Here is an 18,861-nt window from a genome sequence, read left to right on the forward strand (position 1 = left end):
ACCGCGGGGCTTTTTGCTGTCCAGCCACAACAAGCCGCCGCCCTCTGCGGAACCCAGGCCCGACGCCGCCGAAGCCACATCCAGGGCTGTCCTGCTGGACTGTTGCCAGCGCTCTTATGCGCGCCTTATGCCCGGCCTCGCTTTCCGAATGGCCCCCTTATGCCCAAAAAGCGTCTCTTCCGGCTGAATGTCGGCGCCCTTTGTCTCGGGCCGCCGAGCCCTTTCTGAGGACAGGGGCAGTCATCCGCGCCGGTGGGGGCGGGCAGATCGTAAGCTGACGCTGAGCCATGAAGCTGACCGTGGGGCGAGTTGTCGTCACATCCTGCTGCGTCGCCGGGCGGCCGCGGCTGCCGCTCGCACCCTTTCATTGTGCAAAATCGCTTCGGCGCTCTTTCGGCGTTCTCAATTTTTCTCTAAATAGAAAATTATCGTGATTTAGAGAATTTTGGAACCATGACCTTGGTGCAATCGGCCGCGACGAACGGCACTGCAACGAGCCCTTCCCCCGTGCCGACGGCCTTGCCCTTGCTGGGCGTGCTTGGCGGGATGGGGCCGGCGGCGACGCTGGATTTCCTGGCCAAACTGCAGGATCTGTCAAACGCCCTGCGCGATCAGGACCATCGCCCGGTTGTGACCTTTTCGGCCTCGGCCACGCCGGACCGGACGGCGGCCATCCTGGGGCGAGGCGAGAGTCCGCTGCCGGCGATGCAGGCGGCGCTGATGGCTCTGGAGCGGGCCGGGGTCAGCCACGTCGCTATTCCCTGCAACACCGCCCATTACTGGTTTGATGACCTTCAGGCCGGTACCGGAGTGCGGCTGATCCACATCGTCGAAGCGACGATGCAGGACCTGGATCTGCGTTTCGACGCCGTCGCAACCGTGGGTCTGATCGCCACGACGGGCGTGGTGCGGTCGGGTATCTATCATCAGCGGCTGGAAGTCAGCGGACGGCGAGTTCTGACGCCGCCGGATCAGGCCGCCGTCATGGGTGTCATCGACACCATCAAGTCCGGTCGGATGGCCGAGGCTCTGCCCAGGTTGGCGCAACAGGTCCGGGACTTGAGGGACGCCGGGGCCGAGGCGGTCATTCTGGGCTGCACCGAACTTCCGCTTTGCCTGTCGCATCTTCCTGCCGCGCTCCAGGCCTTGTGCGTCGACGCAACTGAAGCGCTGGCGCGCGCTAGTCTGCAGGCGCTGGCCGAGTCTGACGCCGCTTTTGCCGAGGGCGTTGGCGCGTGATGAGCGAGCCCGTGGGCACGGCCGCCCGTCGCCGCATCGCCTTGCTCAGCACTGGGGGGACCATCGCCATGACGGCGTCGAGACGAGGGGCGGAGATCGCCCTTTGCGGGGCCGACATAGGCGCGAGGGTCGCCGACGCTGCAGACATCGACCTGACGGTGGTCGAGGTCTTCGCCAAGCCCAGCGCCAATATCGGCCTGTATGACATGGCGCGTCTGACCGAGGTGGCTGAGGCTCTGGCGGCGGCAGGCGATGTGGATGGGATTGTCATCGCCCACGGCACGGACACCATCGAAGAGACGGCCTGGGGGCTGGATTTGATGACGCGCAGTCCCGTCCCCATCGTGGTGACGGGCGCCATGCGGACCGCCGATGCGCCGGGCGCCGACGGCCTGGCCAATCTGATCGCGGCCTGTCAGGTCGCGGCCAGCCCGCAGGCGTGTGGTCTGGGCGTCCTGGTGGTCTTCGCCGAGGAAATCCATGCGGCCTCCCTGGTGCGCAAGACGCGCACCTTTGGTCCGTATGCGTTTTCGTCGGAGCCGCTGGGGCCGCTGGGCTGGGTCTGTGAAGGGCGGGTGCAGGTCGCTGCGCGGCCGACAAAGCCTGTCCCGAGGCTGAAGCTGGGGGCCGGGCGTCCGGTCGTGCCCGTCGTCGTCGTACATGCCGGGTTCGAGCCCGAGGTGCTGGAGTTGTTCGAGACGGGCGGCGTCGACGGGTTGGTGCTTTGCTTGCCCGGCGGCGGACATGCCCCGGCGGTTCTCGCACCGACGCTGGAGCGGCTGGCGGCGCGAATGCCTGTGGTCTTCTGCACGCGAACGCGCGGCTTCCAGACGTTGAGCGGCACCTATGGCTATGCCGGCGGCGAGATGGACCTGATCCAGCGCGGTCTGATCGCAGCGGGGTCGCTGGACGCGCTGAAGGCGCGGTGTGCCCTGGCGCTGCTGTTGTCGGGCGACGCGACGCCGGAGACGGTACGGGGTTTCTTTGAAGGCTTCGCCGCAAGCTAGGCGGCGGCTTCCTGCATTGAGGCGACCTTGCCGCGCGCCCGCAACAGGGCCGCGGCCCCAAGGATCAGACTGAGCCCCAGGGTCAAGATCAGCACTGTCGCCAGTCCGCCCTGGCCCAGATGGTCGGACCCGACGCCAACGACCACCGCGGCGCCGGCGATCATGATCGACTCGATCAGCTTGAACACGGCGGTGGTGCGGCCCCAGTAGCGGTTCGGCGCGACGGCCTGGATCAGGGTCGGCGCCAGGCAATAGGCCAGAAGGGCCGGCGCGGCAGCCAGGGTGGCGCTCAGCACCGCCGTATCGGGGCTGACGTTACGGGCCAGCAGCAGCAGGGGCGCGCCGATCAGTAGACCCGCCCCGGCCCAGAGCAGCATAGGCCGCAGGCGGTTCTTCAGCAGACGGGGCGCGAAGGCCGCCGCCAGACCGACGCCCAGACTGGCGAGGGCGACCGACAGGCCCAGCAGCCGTCCGGCCTGTCCGCCGCTGAGGCCATAGTCGCGCACGAGGATCGTGGGGAACCAGATCAGGGTCAACTGGAAGGCGACGCTGGCGCAGGCCAGGCCTGGCACCAGCCACAGCAGGATACGCAGACTGTCGCGGTTCAGGGTCTCGCCCGAGGCCGGGCCCGTCACGCCGCTGCGGGCCGGCTCGCGCAAGGCGGCGAAGGACAGGGCGACCAGAGGTCCGGGCAGGGCGACCCATAGGAAGGCGACACGCCAGGGCGTGGTGATGGCGCCGACATGGTGGCCACCCGTCGCGATGGCGTCGATGACGGCGCCGCTGGCGACGATGGCCAGGCTCGACCCGACCAGGACCAGCACCATATAGACGGCGAAGGCCGTCGGCTTGCGGCGCGGCGAGAAGACGTCGCCCAGCAGGGAGAGGACGCCCGGAATCAGGCAGGCCTCGCCCACCGCCACGCCGACACGCGCCGCGAACAGCGACCAGAAATCGACCGCCAGTCCGCAGGCGGCCGTCGCCACCGACCAGACCAGAACCCCGACGATCAGGATGTTGCGCCGGTTGTAACGGTCGATCATCAGCCCCAGCGGCAAGGCGGCGAAGGCGTAGAAGAGGGCGAAGGCCGGGCCCTGGAGGATGCCGATCCGGGTGTCGTCCAGCCCCAGATCGGCCCGGATCGGATCGACCAGCAGCGACAGGATCTGGCGATCGACATAGGCCAGCAGCACCCCGACCACGAGCACCGCCAGTGTCACCCAGGCGCGAACGGATGATGGATAGACGTGCGACATGAAGGCCCCCCTTGGTCGATCGATGACCGGCCTAGCATGGCGCTTGAATTTCTCTAATAAGAAAACTAGTGCCTAAGGGAGAATTCATGTTCCGAGGCTGACCGTGCGCATCTTCACCGCCGCCCTGATGACTGAGACCAATACCTTCTCGCCCATGCCGACGGGCTGGGCGGCGTTCGAGGAGTTCGGCATCCAGCGCGGCCGCGACGGCCTGACGCCGACCGCCATCACCGCGCCCCTGCTGATGTGGCAGGCCGCCGCCGAGCGCGGCGGGCATGAAATCTTCCACAGCGTGGTCACCTTCGCCCAGCCCAGCGGCCCGACGGTGCGGACGGTCTATGAGACCCTGCGTGACGAAATCCTGCGTGACGCAGCCGAGCAGGGACCGTTCGACGCCGTCCTGTTGTTGCTGCACGGGGCCATGGTGGCTGACGGGTACGATGATTGCGAAGGCGATCTGCTGACGCGAATGCGGGCGGTGGTCGGGCCGAACGTGGCGATCGGGGCGGAGCTGGATCTGCACTGCCATGTCTCGAAGGCCATGACAGAGGCCGCCGACCTGCTGATCACCTTCAAGGAGTACCCGCACACCGACGGGATGGAGCGGGCGCAGGAATTGTACGACCTGACGCTGGCCACGGCGCGGGGTGAGGTGCGTCCGACCCTTGGTTTGCACGACTGCCGGATGGTCGGCCTCTATTTCACCCAGGCACCCCGGATGCGGACCTTTGTCGACGGCATGGGCATGCTGGAGGCGCAGTCTGACGTGCTGTCCGTGTCGCTGGCGCACGGCTTTCCCTGGGCCGACGTGGCCGACAACAGCGCCAAGGTGCTGGTCTATACGGACGGCGATGCGGACCAGGCGGGCCGGTTGGCGCGTGATTTGGGTCAGACCTTCTGGGACATGCGCGACGACGTGGCCTTCAAGGGGGTGGGCGTGGACGAGGCCCTGGATCGGGTCGAGGTCGCAGCGCCCGGTCTGGTCGTTCTGGCCGACACGGCGGACAACACCGGCGGCGGGGCACCTGGCGATTCCACCTTCATCCTCGCGCGCCTTCTGGAGCGCGGCATCGGCTCGGCGGCGCTCGGTCCGCTGTGGGATCCCGTCGCAGTAGGTCTGTGTCATGAAGCGGGCGTCGGGGCGGCGCTGACGCTGCGGGTCGGGGGCAAGGCCTGTGCCGCGTCCGGCGCGCCGCTGGACCTGAAGGTGCGGGTGCGCGGCCTGATCGATGAGCTGCGCACGCCCTCCTACAACGCGGACTACGTCACCCTGGGCGCGGCGGCCTGGATCGAGATTGAGGGCGCCGACGTCCACGTCGTGCTCTGCGCCCGACGGATGCAGGGCTTCAGTCCCATGGTCTTCACCGAACTGGGGCTGGACGTCGCCGCCCTGCGTGTGGCGGTGGTGAAGACCTACAACCACTTCTACGCCGCCTTCGCGCCCATCGCCGCCGAGATCATCCATGTCGCCGGGCCGGGGGCGATCATGGGGGATATGACCGCCATCCCGTTCGAGCGCCGCAGCCTCGACTTCTGGCCGCGATGCGCCGATCCGTTCGCGGAGGGCTGTCTGAGGGGCCTTTGACGGGAGCCATGCAGCGGACTATCCAAGGAGAATAAGGCCTTCGGGGAAAATCCCGGTGCGCCAACGGGATGCCGCGCATGGAAACAGGCAAGAAGCGGAGCGGACCTCTGGGCCCGCGGGTCAAGGCCCTGCGCAAGGAGCGCAAGTGGAGCCTGGCGGTGCTGAGCGAGAAGTCGCACATCCCGCTGTCGACCCTGTCCAAGGTCGAGCACGGGGTGCTGACCCTGAACTACGACCGCATCCAGCAACTGGCCGAAGCCTTCGACATCAGCTTCTCGGAGTTCCTGTCGCTGGACGCTCAGGACGACCCCCTGCGCGGCCAGCCGACCGCCCGGATCAGTTGGGCGATGAAGGGCTCGGGTCTACTGGTCGAAACAAAGAACTATAATTACAACTATTTGTGCAGCGACCTTCGGGTCAAGGCGATGATGCCGATCCATTGCCAGTGCAAGGCGAGGACGCTGGAGGAGTTCGGCGACCTGCTGAAGCACGACGCCGAGGAGTTCATCCTGGTCGTCCAGGGGCGGGTCGAGGTGCACACGGAATTCTATGGTCCCCGCGCGCTGGATGTCGGCGACGGCGTCTATATCGACAGCCGCATGGGCCACGCCTACCTCAATGTCGGCGAGGGCGAGGCCTGGATCGTTTCGGTCAACCTGAACCACTGATCTCGAGGGGGTCAGGTTACAAAACGCTCACGGAGAGAATTTCTCTTGTGGGAAAATGAATGATCGCATACCGATGATTTCAAGCGGCCTGACCGCATAGAAAATCATCGGGGGATCACACGTGAACGACGCCATCAGATCACGCGGACTGTTGCTCGCCGCCGCCAGCGCCGGGGCGCTGCTGGTCGCCGTCTCGGGCGCGGTCGCTCAGGAACAGCCCGAAACGACGTCGCAGGAAACGACCACGCTTGGCGAGGTCGTCGTGACGGCTCAGCGTCGCGAACAGCGTCTGCAGGACGTGCCGATATCGATCGGTGTCGTCACCCCGGAACTGGTCGAGAAGTCGGCGATGAAGGATCTGCAGGATCTGGGCGGCTATGTGCCGGGCCTGACCACGGGTTCTGGGCCGGGCCTGCGCTTCGGGGCCTTCCGCGTGCGCGGGATCAGCTCGGGCGGCACCACGCTGGAAGGTTCGACCGCCGTGCCGGTCTTCATCGACGACGTCTATATGGGCCGTCCGGGCCTGAACAACCTGGCCCTGCTGGACATCGAACGGGTGGAAGTCGCCAAGGGACCGCAAGGCACCCTGTTCGGCCGCAACACCATCGGCGGCGCCATCGCCGTGGTCAGCAAGAAGCCTTCGGACCAGTTCGACGCCTATGTCGACGGTCAGATGAGCGGGATGGACGACCGCATCGGCGGGGCGATCAACCTGCCGATCAGTGACCGCGTCATGGCCCGCATCGCGGCCCAGTACAACGACGTCGAGCCGCAATACTGGAATGATTTCAAGAAGGAAGAAGTCGGCTCGGAACAGACCCTGGCGGGCCGCGCCCAGGTCAAGGTGCTGGCCACCGACGATCTCAGTTTCCTTATCAGCGCCGACTACGGCCGCCTGCGCAGCGACGGCATTCAGGAGAAGAACAGCGTCAAGCTGCCGGGCAATCTGACGCCGGGCTTCAATGATCCCATCTCCCAGAACGCCGAGACCAAGCGCGAGGTCGACACGCGCGGCGTCAGCCTGCGAGCCGACTGGGCGCTGGACGGCATGACGCTCAGCTCGATCACCAGCTATCGCAACGACACCTGGTTCGTGGCCGCCGACACCGACCGCACCAGCCTGAACCTGCTGCGTGAACAGAACCCGCAGGAATTCAAGCAAGAGTCGCAGGAGTTCCGCGCCGTCTCGACCAGCGACGGCCCTCTGACCTGGCTGGCCGGGGCCAGCTATTATGACGAGCGCGCCGCCGAGGATATGACCATCACGGCCGAGGCGGGCCTGCTGAAGCTGTTCAACATTCCCGGCGCGGCGACCCTGACCTCGTCCCAGACCCGCAGCCAGCGCCAGACGACCGAGAGCTGGGCCGTGTTCGGCGAGGTCAACTACGCCCTGACCGAGCGTCTGCGGTTGACCGCCGGCCTACGCTGGACCCACGACACCATCGACCAGTCTGTCCAGACCAACGCCCTGACGGCGCCCTTCACCCTGGTTTTGGGCCAGGGCATCTATCAGCCCACGATCGGGGTGGTGAACCGCGAGGCCTCGTTCGAGAAGCTGACGCCGCGTCTGGCCATCGACTATCGCCTAGCCGACGACGTGCTAGTCTACGCCAGCGTCACCAACGGCTACAAGTCAGGCGGTTTCGACGCCGGCAAGCCGTCCGAGAAGGCCTATGAGCCGGAAGAGGTCTGGAGCTACGAGGGCGGGCTGAAGTCGGAATGGCTGGACCGCCGTCTGCGGGTCAACCTGTCGGCCTACTACTATGACTACGACAACCTGCTGACGCGCTCGACCATCAACAACGCTCTGGTGCTGCTGAACGGGGCGGTGAAGAACACGGGGATCGAGAGCGAGATCACCTTCCGTCCGACCAGAAGCCTGACCCTGACCAGCGCCCTGTCGTTCCAGAAGCCTGAGTACGGCGACTATGTCGTCGCGGGCGTCAACTACAGCGGCAATCGTCTGGCGGGCGCGTCCGAGTTCACCGCCTTCCACGCCGTCGACTACGCCTTCGACGTCAAAGGCTTCGCCGTCGCCCTGCGCGCCGAGCATCAGGCTGTCGGGAAGGCCTACAGCCAGCCGTCAAACAATGAGGCCTTCACCACGGGCGATTCCTCGGTGGTGAACCTGCGCGCCTCTGTCGAGGATCCCAGCGGTCGCTATGAGGTGGCGGTGTTCGGCAAGAACGTCTTTGACGACGAGTATTATCTGCTGAACCAGCAGCTGTCGGCCGGCCTGGTGCACAACTTCATCCAGTCGCCGGGCGGCTACTGGGGGCTTCAGTTCCGGGCCCGTTATTGATCCACACCTGAAGCGGCGGGCTGGCCAGGGTCAGCCCGCCGTTTGGCGATTCAGAGACACCGACCATACGTAGCGCGATCCTTGGCCTCGCCGTCCTTGCCCTTGCCGGGACCGCCTCTTTCGCGCGGGGAGACGAGGCCGATCGGATCAGCCGCATCGCGCAGGGCCTGACGCCGCGCGTTCAGGTGGCGGGTCGGGTTTACCCCCCAGCCACAATCGAGGCGCAGATGCAGGCGCTGAAGGTGCCGGGCGTCAGCATCGCCTTTGTCGACGGCGGACGCATCGCCTGGACACGCACCTACGGTCTGGCCGATCCGGCGACCGGGCGGCGGGTCGATGTGGACACCCTGTTCCAGGCGGCTTCGATCTCAAAGCCGGTGGCGGCGATGGTGGCGCTGGACATGGTCGAGGACGGCCTGTTGTCGCTCGATGCACCGGTCAACGACCGGCTGTCAGGCTGGAAGATTCCGGACAACGAACTGACGGCGCGGACCCCCGTCACCCTGCGCCACCTGCTCAGCCACACAGGCGGACTGACGGTCGGCGGTTTCCCCGGCTATGCCGCCGGGACCGAACTGCCGACGGTCGAGGCGATCCTGAACGGCGCCGCGCCCGCCAACACCGCGCCGGTGGTGGTCGATCTGACGCCGGGACAACGTCAGAGGTACTCGGGCGGCGGCATCACGATCGTCCAACTGCTGATGAGCCAGGCAGGGGCGACCGACTTCGCCGAATTGATGCAGACGCGGGTGCTGCGTCCGCTGGGCATGAGCGCCAGCGCCTATGCCCAGCCCTTGCCGACAGCGTGGGAGGAGCACGCCGCAACCGGTCATCGCGCTGATGGCGCACCGACGCCGGGACGGTTTCATACCTATCCCGAACTGGCGGCGGCGGGTCTATGGACCACCTCGTCGGACCTGGCGCGCTTTGTCATCGGCCTGAACGACTCCTGGGCCGGTCGTAGCGAGGCGGTTCTTCAACAGGCGACAGCCCGCGTCATGCTGACCGAGGTCCGCGACGGCTGGGGCCTGGGGCTGATGGCAGCCGGGCAGGGGCGCGACCTGCGCTACAGCCACAGCGGCGCCAACGACGGGTTTCGCGCCATGCTGGTGGGCTTTCCAGAGCGCGATCAGGGCGTGGTCATCATGACCAACGGCGACCGGGGCGGGGTGCTGATCGCCAGTCTGATGCAGGCCGTCGCCGCCGAATACGGTTGGCCCGGCTATGAGCCGACCCGGATCACGCCCGTCGCACTGAGCGCGGATCGGATGGCCGCCTATGCCGGGACCTATCGCTCGAATGAAGACGCCCTCACGGTGGTGGTCGCGCCCGACGGCGGCGCTCTCAAGGTCCTGTCCATTGTCGGCGAGGTGGCCGAACTGGTCCCCGAGGGCCCTGATCGCTTCATCGACACCCAACGCGCGACCGTCGTGAGCTTCTTGCGCGACGAGGTCGGGCGGGTCAGCAACGTCGAGATCGGCGGTGTGGTGCGCGCGCGCAGCATCAGGGACTAGCGCAGGAGTCAGGTCCGATCGCTCGGGCCGCTAGGCCAGCGCTGCCCTATGTAGCCAGAAAATTGGTGGCGCCAATGCTGGCGGCCGATCAGAGCTGCAAATCGGCATGGGCACAGCCTGCCAAGGTGTATATGTCAAAAAATGAATATCAAGCATCAGACAATCTATTAGTTAGATATAAAGACGTCAGTAACGTCACCCTCGGGAAATCAATCAGACTGGCCTCCGCACTTTCCGTACAAGGATCAAGGCGTGTCCGGTCATCGGGAGGGGTGGGTGATGAGATCGAAGCGGAATTTGCGCTGGGCCTTGCTGGCGACTGTGGCGGCCTGTGTCGCGCCGGGCGCGGCGTGGGCGCAGGTGGCGTCGGATGGCCCCGCCGTATCCACGACCTCGGTGGACGACATCGTCGTCACGGCGCGCAAGCGCGAGGAGCGGCTGCAGGACGTGCCGATCTCGGTCCAGGTCTTCGGCGCCGCCGCGCTGGAGCAGGCCGGCATCAAGGACTTTTCGGAAATCGCCTATCGCGTTCCGGGGCTCAAGCTCAGCGCCGAGCGTGCGGTGGACACCGAGCTATTCATTCGCGGCATCGGCTCGGACATCCAGGGCGCCGGCGCTGACGGCGCGGTCGGGCTCTTCCTTGACGGCGTCTACATGTCGCGCGGCACGGGTGCGCAGCTTGACCTCTATGATCTGGAGCGGGTCGAGGTGCTCAAGGGACCGCAGTCGCTGCGGTTCGGCAAGAGCGTGGTCGGCGGCCTGATCAACTATGTGACCCGGAAACCCGGCGACGAGTTCGAAGGGCGTGGCGAGGTCACCGTCGGCAACTACGCCAAGTTCGATGTGGCGACCTCGGTCAGCGGCCCTCTGTCGGATACGGTTGGCTTTGGCCTGACGGTCAGCTCGCGCACCCACGACGGCTATGCAGTCAATACTCGCGGCGGCGACGAAGAGGATCAGAACGCGCAGTCAGGCCGCGCCCAGCTCCGCTGGCGGCCCAACGACAAGCTCGATATCAATCTGGCGGCTGACTATACGCGACACCGCGACGGCGCGCGCTGGGTGGACATCGTCGTCCCGGGCGACAGCAACGAAGTCACTTACAACAGCTTCTTCGCCCCGCCGATCGCCAGCCTGCCGGGCTTTGTCCTGCCGGACCGCAATGCGCCCTTCCGCAGCGACAAGCGCCGTGAAGGCGCGCACAACTTCACCGGCTATCAGAATTCCGACATGTACGGGATCAGCGCCACGGTCGACTGGGAGGCGAGCGACAGCCTCAGCGTCGCCCTGCAGACCGCCTATCGCGACTCAGAGCTGGCGGCCCGCGAAGACGGGTCGGGCATGTACTTCGACTTCCCGATTGATCCGGCCACCAACGCCCCCGACGTGACCTCGGCCATGCTGGCGGGTCTCGACACCTATCTCGAGACCGTGCCGGACAGCTATTTCGACAGCGGCAAGGCGGAGGACGTGAAGCAGTTCTCGCAGGAAGTACGCCTGCGCTGGGACAAGGGCGGCGCCCTGAGACTGGAAGGCGGCGCCTATTATCTACATGAGAATATCCGCCGCGCCGAGGACGTGAACTTCCTGTTCGCCGACTTCCAGGCGATCACCGAGTTCGCCTTTGCGATGGCGTATGGCGGCACGCCCGCCTCGCCCTTCCCGGGCTCCAACCACACGGTGACGACGTCGAAGAACGACAACATCGGCGTCTTTGGCGAGTTCAGCTACAGCCTGAACGAGCAACTCACCTTCGATGCCGGCCTGCGCTACGCCTATGACCGCAAGGACTATACGAACACCCGTTCGGGCGAGTCGTTCGAAGGCGCGCCGGTCAACTTCACTGTCGGAGAAAAACGCTCCTGGGACGCCTGGCTGCCCAGCGTCACGCTGCGCTACGAGCCGAATGACGATGTCTCGCTCTATGCTCGCTACGCCAGGGGCTACAAGCCGGGCGGCTGGACCGGTGAAGACGCCAATACCCCGGCGGAAGCCCTGGTGTCGTTCGACCCTGAAACCGCCGACAGCTTCGAGCTCGGCTCCAAGATGGCCTTCGCCGAGCGTCGCGTCTTCGTCAACGCGGCGGCCTACTACACCCTGTACGAAAATCTCCAGACCAACCAGTTTGTGTCGCCAGGGCCGGGGATGCCGCCCGACAACTTCGTCTTCAACGCCGCCAACGGCACCCGCGCCTATGGTCTGGAGCTGGATGTTCACGCGCGCCTGACCGATGAGCTCACCGTCTCGGGTAACTACGCCTATTCGCGCTGCAACTTCACCGGCGAGCTGATCATCGACGACGACGGCACCGATCTGGACGGCAAGACCTGTCGTCGGACGCCCGAGCACGCCTTCGGGATCTCGGCCAACTATGACCGACCGATCGGCAATGACCTGGTCCTGACCGCCGGCGGCGACTTCCAGTATACGGGCGAGGCCTACTTCGACAATCCGAACACCGAGTTGCTGAAATTCGACGCCGAGACCCTGGCCAACGCCCGGATCGGCATCCGCAACGCGGACCGCAAGTGGGAGGTGACGGCCTGGGTGAAGAACCTGACCGATGAGCTCAACTACACCAGCAAGCTCAATCTGTTCGGCACCATTTACGGCACCTACATCCCGCCGCGCACCTATGGCGTGACCGCTCGGTTCAGCTTCTGAAAACCGAGCGGCCGGGGTCGGCACAGTTGATTATGAGGGGAACGTCCATGAAGCGCAGTTTCGGGATCAGGGCAGGCGTCGTCATGGCGGCGCTGCTCAACGCCACGATGTTGACCACAGCCAGCGCCCAGCATGGGCAGGAACTGGGGCCGATCAACGTCGTCGATCCCTGGCTCAAGGCTTGGCAGGACGCGACCCCCGAAAATCCGCCGACCCCGCCGACGCCGGGCGTGGACTATGGCATGGACCCCGAGACGGGCGCCTTCCGCCACCCCGTCTCGACCCCCCTGACCACCAGCGCGCCGTCCTTTCCGGGACAGCTCGATCACTGGGACCAGAACAGCTACGCCAAGAACGTCGATGTCGTCGCCTTCTACCCGGCGGTGACCTCGCCCTGGCACGCCTGGGCCAGCGTCGTCGATTTCGAGGGCAAGCGTTTCCTTTACACCCACGACCGCGACTATCTGCGGATCATGGACGTCACCGATCCGCGTGCGGCCAGGATCGTCTGGTCGCAGGGCGGCGTCTGGAGCGCCGAAGGCTCGAGCGAGGACTTCGATTCCTCGGCCGTCACCGACTACTTCGGCGGCGTCACCATCGCCTGGAGCCCGTCGCTTCAGCGCAATGTCCTGGTGGCATCCTATGAGATCGGTCGTTTCGGCCTGATGGACGACAAGCGGCGCCAGCCCGACAAGGTCGAGGCGCAGCGGCATTACAACTCGCTGAAGGGCTTCAAGGTCTACGTCATGAACGGCCCGACCCCCGACCAGTGGGAGCTGATCGCCACGCGGACGACTGACTACCAGCATCCCGACGCGCCGATCGGCGAGCAACAGGGATCGGGCGCGCTGGACGGCGTCACCTGGTGGGGCGGCAAATACATGCTGCTCTCGGCGGCGCCTGACGACAGCTATGGGCTGACCGAATACCCCGACTACCTCTATTCGCCGGGCTATCAGGTCTGGGACATGGCGGACCCCGCCGATCCCAAGTTCATCACCCAGGTCACCGTACCAGGGCAGGTGATCGGCGATCCGGCAAGCATGGCCGACTATCTGGCCAATCCGCGCGCTGGCAACCGCACCAGCTGGATGGGATCGCGCACGCCGATCGTCCTGTCCCAGCCGGTCGAGGAGGGCGGCAAGATCGGCTTCGGCGGCATGGGCGGACTGGGCTTTTACAGCTTCGACCTCAGCAATCCGGCGCAACCGACGGCCCTGGGCCACATCAGCGTCCCGCCGAGCTATGCCGGGACCGAGTTCGATAATGTCGATGTCAGCCAGTATGATCGGACCGGCTTCGTCTTCTCGAACGGCTATCCGATGAACGAGAACTGCTACGAGCCCTACAAGGACATCTTCTCGATCGATGCCCGCGACCCCGCGAACCTGCGTGTCGCCGCCAAATTCCCGCGTCCGACGCCGCCGCCGGGCGCCGACTTCACCGACTTCTGCCAAAGGCGCGGCAGCTTCGGGCCCAAGCGGTCCGGCGGTCTGGCGCAGCCCGAGTACGGCCGTCAGGGCATCGTCACCTATGCCTTCTACAACGCCGGCATCCAGCTCTTCGACGTGAGCAATCCCGAGCAGCCGACGATCGCGGGCTATTTCGTGCCGCGCTTCGCCAATGAAACCGAGGTGCCCGAATACACCTTCGGCAACTCCACCTTCGCGGTCTTCACCGAATATGACCGCAACATCATCTGGGCCTTCTCGGTCAACGGGGTCTACGCCCTGTCGTCGCCGCTGCTCGGCGAGCCGAAATTCACCGCCCCGGACAAGCCCTGGCCCGAACGCCGCCAGGCCCAATAGGGACCAAACCATGCGTCACTGGAAAGCCGCCACGGCGGGAGCCCTGCTCCTCGCCGGATGCTCGAACGCGCCTGTAGACAAGGCGCCTGCGCCGGAGGGCGACAACATCCTTCACATCAGCTGGGGCGGGATCGCCGAGGCCGATGAGGGCGAGGCCAAACGGCACTGGTCCACCTGGGCGATCAACCTGGTCGACGGTGGTCCGGCCTATGGCTGGATGTCCGAGATGGACGCCGCCTTCCCTCACACGCTGAAGTTCGAACTGGCCGGGACCGGCAAGGTGCGCGCCGTCGCGCTGGATAACCGGTTCGAGCCGGTGGTGCGCGAAGACGGGTCGATGTCGCAGACGGCGGAAGGCTCGCCCGTGCGCCGCTTCGCCCTGCTGGGCTCGACTGCCGGGCCGGACGGGCCGTTCGAAACCCTGGTCATCGGCGAGGCCAGGGCCGACGCCCAGACCCTGATTACCCTGCCCAAGGAAACCGCCGCGCGCTGGCTGCAGCTGCGCATCGACAGCAACTGGAAGGGCAGCGGCGCCACGCGCCTGTCCGACCTGGCGGTCTATGGTGAACTGGATCAACGCGGCGCGGCGGGCGAGGCCGATGTCAGCGGCGTCTATGCCCATGAGTATGGCCCGATCGCCCTGCGACAGTCGGGACAGGACATCCTCGGTTGCTACAACAACGGCCTCGGCACCCTGCGCGGCACGGCCTTCGGTCGCATCATGCGGCTGGCCTGGTTCTCGAAAGAGGAAGGCAGCATCGGCTCGGCGACCCTGGTGGCGGCGAACGGCAAGCTCTACGGCTTCTGGTATCGCCCGGAAGACAAGATGGGCAGCCCGTGGAACGCGGTCAAAGAACAGACCCTGGACAGCGCTGACCTGGGGGCCTGTCGCGCCGCCCTCTATCCCCCTGCCTGAAGCGCCGCCTGACATGGATCTCATCTTCCCGGTGACGCAGCCGACCGCCGAAATCGCCGGCGACGCCCGGCGTTTTCCCATCCGCCGCATCTTCTGCGTGGGCAAGAACTACGCTGACCACGCCCGCGAAATGGGCGGCGATCCGACGCGCGAGCCGCCCTTCTTCTTTTCCAAACCCGCCGATGCGGTGGTGGCCGGGACGGCTGAGATCGCCATGCCGTCGCGCACCGCCAACCTGCATCACGAGATCGAGCTGGTGGTGGCGCTGGGGCAGGGCGGGGCGGATATCGCGCCCGAAGATGCCCTGGCGGCGGTGTTCGGCTATGCGGTCGGCAATGACCTGACCCGCCGCGACCTACAGGCCGATGCCAAGGCGGGCGCGCGTCCGTGGGACATGGCCAAGGGCTTTGATCACAGCGCGGTGCTGTCGCCGATCCGGCCCGTCGCCGAGAACGGTCATCCCTCGACGGCGCGCATCTGGCTGTCGGTGAACGGCGCGATGAGGCAGGACGGCGACATCGCCGACATGATCTGGCCAGTCGCCGACATTATCGCCGAGTTGTCGACCTATGTGGAACTGCAGCCCGGCGACCTGATCTACACCGGCACGCCCTCAGGCGTCGGCCGCATCAGCGCCGGAGATGTGGTCGAGGGCGGTATCGACGGTATCGGGGCGATCGCCAACCGCTTTGTCTGACCGGTTTTGATATGCCGTATGGGGCATACCAAGTCCGACATTTGGTATTATTTGTTTATGGCGTGCGGGCCTAGGCCGGATAGGGCTGATGGCTCTTGTTCAAGGATCGCGCATGAAATCGACCAATGTGGCCCGCAACGTGGTGGCGGCCCTTCGCGACATGGGGGTGCGCCATGTTTTCGGCGTGCCGAGCGGCGGCTGGGTCGATTACATGGAGGCGATCCGCACCACCGACGGCATTGATTTCGTGCTGACCAGCCATGAAGGCGGGGCGGGGTTCATGGCCGATGTCTGCGGACGTCTGACCGGGGTTCCGGGCGTCTGCTTCGGCACCTTTGGGCCGGGCGCGACCAACCTGGCGACGGGGGTAGGCGGGGCGACGCTGGACCGCTCGCCGATGATCGCCCTGACCGATGAAATGCCCGCCGCTCTGCGCGGTCGCACGGTGCAGATGGGGATCGATCATCAGGCCCTGTTCGCGCCCCTGACCAAGGCGACCATGCGGATCGAGGCCGACAGCGCCGTCGACACCCTGGCCGAGGCCGCGCGGATCGCCCTGTCGGTCCGTCCCGGCGCGGTCCACGTCGGATTGCCGCAAGGGATGAGCGCGGTTGCAGTCGAAGAGGTCAAGATCGCGCCGCCCGCCGCCGACCCGGTCCCTGCGCCCGATGCGGCCGCCGTCGAGGCCCTGATCGCCGCCTTCTCTGCAGCCGAGAAGCCGGTGCTGGCCATCGGCCTCGGCGCCGTCCATGCCGGGGTGCAGGATCGCATCATGGCTCTGGCCGAGCGTTTCGGCCTGCCCGTGCTGCTGACGCCGATGGCCAAGGGCATGGTGGCGGAAACCCATCCCCACTACGCCGGCGTCCTGTTCCACGCCCTGTCGGATCAGGTCGGGCTGACCCATGCCGAGGCCGATCTGGTGGTGGCGATCGGCTATGACCCCATCGAGTTCAACTATGAAGGCTGGATGCGCAACGGACTGGCCCTGGCCAGCATCGACGTCGCCCCGGCCGATATCGACCGCGCGGTCCACCCGGTCGTGGCCGATGTCGTCGGCGCGATCGCGCCCGCCCTCGACGCGCTGCTCACGCTTCCGGCGACCGTGAAGAGCTGGGATCTGGCCGCGCTGGCGGCGCGCAAGGCCGAGATGTTCGCCCGTCTGGCTGGACGGGAAGGGGCCTTCGCGCCGCGCGCCGCGCTCGACGTGTTGCGCGATGTCCTGCCCGCTGACGGCATCATGACCTGCGATGTCGGGGCCCATACCCACCTGATCGGTCAGCACTGGCGGACGCCTGCGCCAGGCACCCAGATCATGACCAATGGCTGGTCGGCCATGGGCTTCGGCCTGCCCGCCGCCATCGCCGCCAAGCTTTGTCGGCCTGACACGCCGGTCTGCTGCGTCCTTGGCGACGGCGGGTTCCTGATGACGGCGGGCGAACTGGCGACGGCGGCGCGTGAAAAGTTGCCGATCGTGATCGTCATCTTCACCGACAACGACCTGGCTCTGATCCGCATCAAGCAGGAGAAGAAGTCGAACCCCATCTATGGCACGCCGGTGCGCACCGAGGGGACCATCGGCGGGCCGTCGCTGTTCGGCGTGCCGGTGACGGTGGCGCGCGACCCGGTCGAGTTCCGCGCCGCGCTGGAAGCCGGCTTCGCCGCCGACGGCCCGGTGATCGTCGAGGCCCTGCTGGACAGTCGCGAATACGATGAACTGGTCCTGCGCAAGGACAAGCCGTGAGCCTGGCCTTGCGACAGGTCGTGAACCCGGTTGTGGGCGATGCGGGCCGGACGCTGTTGATCGGTGGCGTCTGGGAAGAGGCCTCCGAGACCATGACCGTGCGCAACCCCTTTACCGGCGACGTGCTGGGCGAGGCGGCCTGCGCCACTGTCGAGCATGTCGAACGAGCGGTGGCGAGCGCGGTGGTCGGGGCGGAGGCGATGCGCGACCTGTCGACCGGCGCCCGCGCCCGCATGCTGCATGACGCGGCGACGGCGCTGGAGGCTGACGCCGCCCGCTTCGCCGCCGCCATCACGGCGGAAACCGGCAAGCCGGTGCGGTCGGCGACGCGCGAGGTCGCACGCGCGGTCAACACCCTGCGGCTGTCGGCGGAGGAGGCCACGCGGCTGGCGGGCGAGACCATCGCCTTCGACAGCTTCCCCGGCGGCGAAACCCGCTCGGGCCATTACCTGCATGAACCCCTGGGCGTCATCGTCGCCATCACGCCTTTCAATGATCCGCTGAACCTCATCTGTCACAAGGTCGGCCCGGCTCTGGCTGCGGGCAATGCGGTGGTGCTGAAGCCCGCCGAGCAGGCGCCGCTGGTCGCCGTCATGCTGGCGCGGCTGCTCGTTGCGGCGGGCCTGCCCGACGGCGCGCTCAACCTGTTGACGGGGCGCGGGGGCGACTTCGGCGACGCCCTGACGCGCCATGACGATGTCGCCATGGTCAGCTTCACCGGCGGCGCCGGCGTCGGCCAGGCCATCTGCCGCTCGGCGGGGATCAAGCGTCTGGCGATGGAACTGGGCGGCAATGGCCCGGTGATCGTGATGGACGACGCCAATATCGACCGCGCGGCCAAGGCCTGCGCTTCGGGCGCCTTTGGCGCGGCGGGCCAGAACTGCATCGGGGTCCAACGCATCTATGTCCACGAGGCCGTCCATGAGGCGTTCAGCGAGGCCATGGTCGCGGCCACCAACGCCCTGACCGTTGGCGACCCGATGGACCCGGCCACCGATATCGGTCCGATGATTGGTCTGGAGCAGGCCGAGCGTATTCTGGACTGGACGCAGGAGGCGGTGGCGCAGGGCGCGACCCTGCTGACCGGCGGTGAACGCGTCGGGGCCCTGGTTCGCCCGACCCTGCTGGCGGACGTGCCGGAGGAGGCGCGGGTGTCCTGCCAGGAAGCCTTTGGTCCGGTGGTCAGCCTGTTCCGATTTGCTGATCTCGACGACGCTATCGAGGCCGCCAATCGCGCCGACTACGCCATCCATGCCGCGATATTCACAGAATCCCTGCGCCACGCGCGTCACGCCGCTCGCCGTCTGCGGGCGGCTGGTGTGATGATCAATGATTCGACCGATTACCGCCTCGACGCCATGCCTTTCGGCGGCGCGGGACGGGGCAATATGGGCCGAGAAGGCGTGCGTTTCGCGGTGCGAGAGATGTCCCAGACCAAGGTAGTGTGTTTCCATGACGCGTGAT

General features: G+C 66.5%; 13 protein-coding genes. 12 read left to right on the forward strand and 1 reads right to left on the reverse strand.

The genetic code is table 11. The features are described 5' to 3' along the window. Nucleotides 1-507 precede the first annotated feature (507 nt). Together ACIQTU_RS15375 and ACIQTU_RS15380 are read left to right on the forward strand one after the other, a co-directional pair. Entirely contained in the window at nt 508-1,239 is a 732-nt protein-coding gene (locus ACIQTU_RS15375) for an aspartate/glutamate racemase family protein (protein ID WP_400549112.1), read from the forward strand. Next, on the forward strand, nt 1,239-2,246 hold the full coding sequence (locus ACIQTU_RS15380) for an asparaginase (RefSeq protein WP_400549115.1): 1,008 nt from the start codon (nt 1,239-1,241) through the stop codon (nt 2,244-2,246). Before ACIQTU_RS15375 ends, ACIQTU_RS15380 begins: the two co-directional genes overlap by 1 nt. Here the strand turns inward: ACIQTU_RS15380 and ACIQTU_RS15385 are convergent. After that, the gene (locus tag ACIQTU_RS15385) at nt 2,243-3,502 is read right to left on the reverse strand and encodes an MFS transporter (RefSeq protein ID WP_400549117.1); all 1,260 of its coding nucleotides are present in this window, start codon (nt 3,500-3,502) and stop codon (nt 2,243-2,245) included. The two genes, ACIQTU_RS15380 and ACIQTU_RS15385, sit on opposite strands and share 4 nt — an antisense overlap. A gap of 103 nt (nt 3,503-3,605) precedes the next feature. On the opposite strand from ACIQTU_RS15385, the gene ACIQTU_RS15390 reads away from it, so the two are divergent. The 10 genes from ACIQTU_RS15390 to ACIQTU_RS15435 all read left to right on the forward strand — a co-directional run bounded on the left by ACIQTU_RS15390 (nt 3,606) and on the right by ACIQTU_RS15435 (nt 18,860). Further along, nucleotides 3,606-5,087 (forward strand): M81 family metallopeptidase, encoded by a 1,482-nt coding sequence (locus ACIQTU_RS15390; RefSeq protein ID WP_400549119.1) that lies wholly within the window; start codon nt 3,606-3,608, stop codon nt 5,085-5,087. 77 nt (nt 5,088-5,164) lie between these two features. After that, nucleotides 5,165-5,755 (forward strand): helix-turn-helix domain-containing protein, encoded by a 591-nt coding sequence (locus tag ACIQTU_RS15395; RefSeq protein WP_400549122.1) that lies wholly within the window; start codon nt 5,165-5,167, stop codon nt 5,753-5,755. A gap of 121 nt (nt 5,756-5,876) precedes the next feature. Further along, entirely contained in the window at nt 5,877-8,057 is a 2,181-nt protein-coding gene (locus ACIQTU_RS15400) for a TonB-dependent receptor (protein WP_400549124.1), read from the forward strand. A 185-nt stretch (nt 8,058-8,242) separates the two neighbouring features. Beyond that, the gene (locus ACIQTU_RS15405; protein ID WP_400549127.1) at nt 8,243-9,571 is read left to right on the forward strand and encodes a serine hydrolase domain-containing protein; all 1,329 of its coding nucleotides are present in this window, start codon (nt 8,243-8,245) and stop codon (nt 9,569-9,571) included. Nucleotides 9,572-9,850: 279 nt separating this feature from the next. Continuing rightward, nucleotides 9,851-12,235: a TonB-dependent receptor gene (locus ACIQTU_RS15410; RefSeq protein WP_400549210.1), complete on the forward strand. Its 2,385-nt coding sequence runs from the start codon at nt 9,851-9,853 to the stop codon at nt 12,233-12,235. Between the two features lie 47 nt (nt 12,236-12,282). Then, nucleotides 12,283-14,043 (forward strand): hypothetical protein, encoded by a 1,761-nt coding sequence (locus tag ACIQTU_RS15415; protein ID WP_400549130.1) that lies wholly within the window; start codon nt 12,283-12,285, stop codon nt 14,041-14,043. Nucleotides 14,044-14,053: 10 nt separating this feature from the next. Next, nucleotides 14,054-14,959: a hypothetical protein gene (locus ACIQTU_RS15420; protein WP_400549133.1), complete on the forward strand. Its 906-nt coding sequence runs from the start codon at nt 14,054-14,056 to the stop codon at nt 14,957-14,959. 13 nt (nt 14,960-14,972) lie between these two features. Then, nucleotides 14,973-15,656 (forward strand): fumarylacetoacetate hydrolase family protein, encoded by a 684-nt coding sequence (locus tag ACIQTU_RS15425; protein ID WP_400549136.1) that lies wholly within the window; start codon nt 14,973-14,975, stop codon nt 15,654-15,656. 112 nt (nt 15,657-15,768) lie between these two features. Beyond that, nucleotides 15,769-17,397 carry a thiamine pyrophosphate-binding protein gene (locus ACIQTU_RS15430; protein ID WP_400549139.1) on the forward strand — a complete coding sequence of 543 codons (1,629 nt, stop codon included), beginning with the start codon at nt 15,769-15,771 and terminating at the stop codon, nt 17,395-17,397. After that, on the forward strand, nt 17,394-18,860 hold the full coding sequence (locus ACIQTU_RS15435) for an aldehyde dehydrogenase family protein (RefSeq protein WP_400549142.1): 1,467 nt from the start codon (nt 17,394-17,396) through the stop codon (nt 18,858-18,860). The genes ACIQTU_RS15430 and ACIQTU_RS15435 overlap by 4 nt, the downstream gene beginning before the upstream one ends. The last annotated feature ends 1 nt before the right edge of the window (nt 18,861 follow it).

It is taken from the genome of Brevundimonas sp. NPDC090276, from assembly GCF_044772165.1.
Lineage (GTDB): Bacteria > Pseudomonadota > Alphaproteobacteria > Caulobacterales > Caulobacteraceae > Brevundimonas.

Excerpts from the sequence above, each read along its gene's own strand:
- ACIQTU_RS15380 (WP_400549115.1), top strand. The coding sequence starts at position 1,239 with ATGAGCGAGCCCGTGGGCACGGCCGCCCGTCGCCGCATCGCCTTGCTC.
- ACIQTU_RS15385 (WP_400549117.1), bottom strand. The coding sequence starts at position 3,502 with ATGTCGCACGTCTATCCATCATCCGTTCGCGCCTGGGTGACACTGGCG.
- ACIQTU_RS15395 (WP_400549122.1), top strand. The coding sequence starts at position 5,165 with ATGGAAACAGGCAAGAAGCGGAGCGGACCTCTGGGCCCGCGGGTCAAG.
- ACIQTU_RS15410 (WP_400549210.1), top strand. The coding sequence starts at position 9,851 with ATGAGATCGAAGCGGAATTTGCGCTGGGCCTTGCTGGCGACTGTGGCG.
- ACIQTU_RS15415 (WP_400549130.1), top strand. The coding sequence starts at position 12,283 with ATGAAGCGCAGTTTCGGGATCAGGGCAGGCGTCGTCATGGCGGCGCTG.
- ACIQTU_RS15420 (WP_400549133.1), top strand. The coding sequence starts at position 14,054 with ATGCGTCACTGGAAAGCCGCCACGGCGGGAGCCCTGCTCCTCGCCGGA.
- ACIQTU_RS15425 (WP_400549136.1), top strand. The coding sequence starts at position 14,973 with ATGGATCTCATCTTCCCGGTGACGCAGCCGACCGCCGAAATCGCCGGC.
- ACIQTU_RS15430 (WP_400549139.1), top strand. The coding sequence starts at position 15,769 with ATGAAATCGACCAATGTGGCCCGCAACGTGGTGGCGGCCCTTCGCGAC.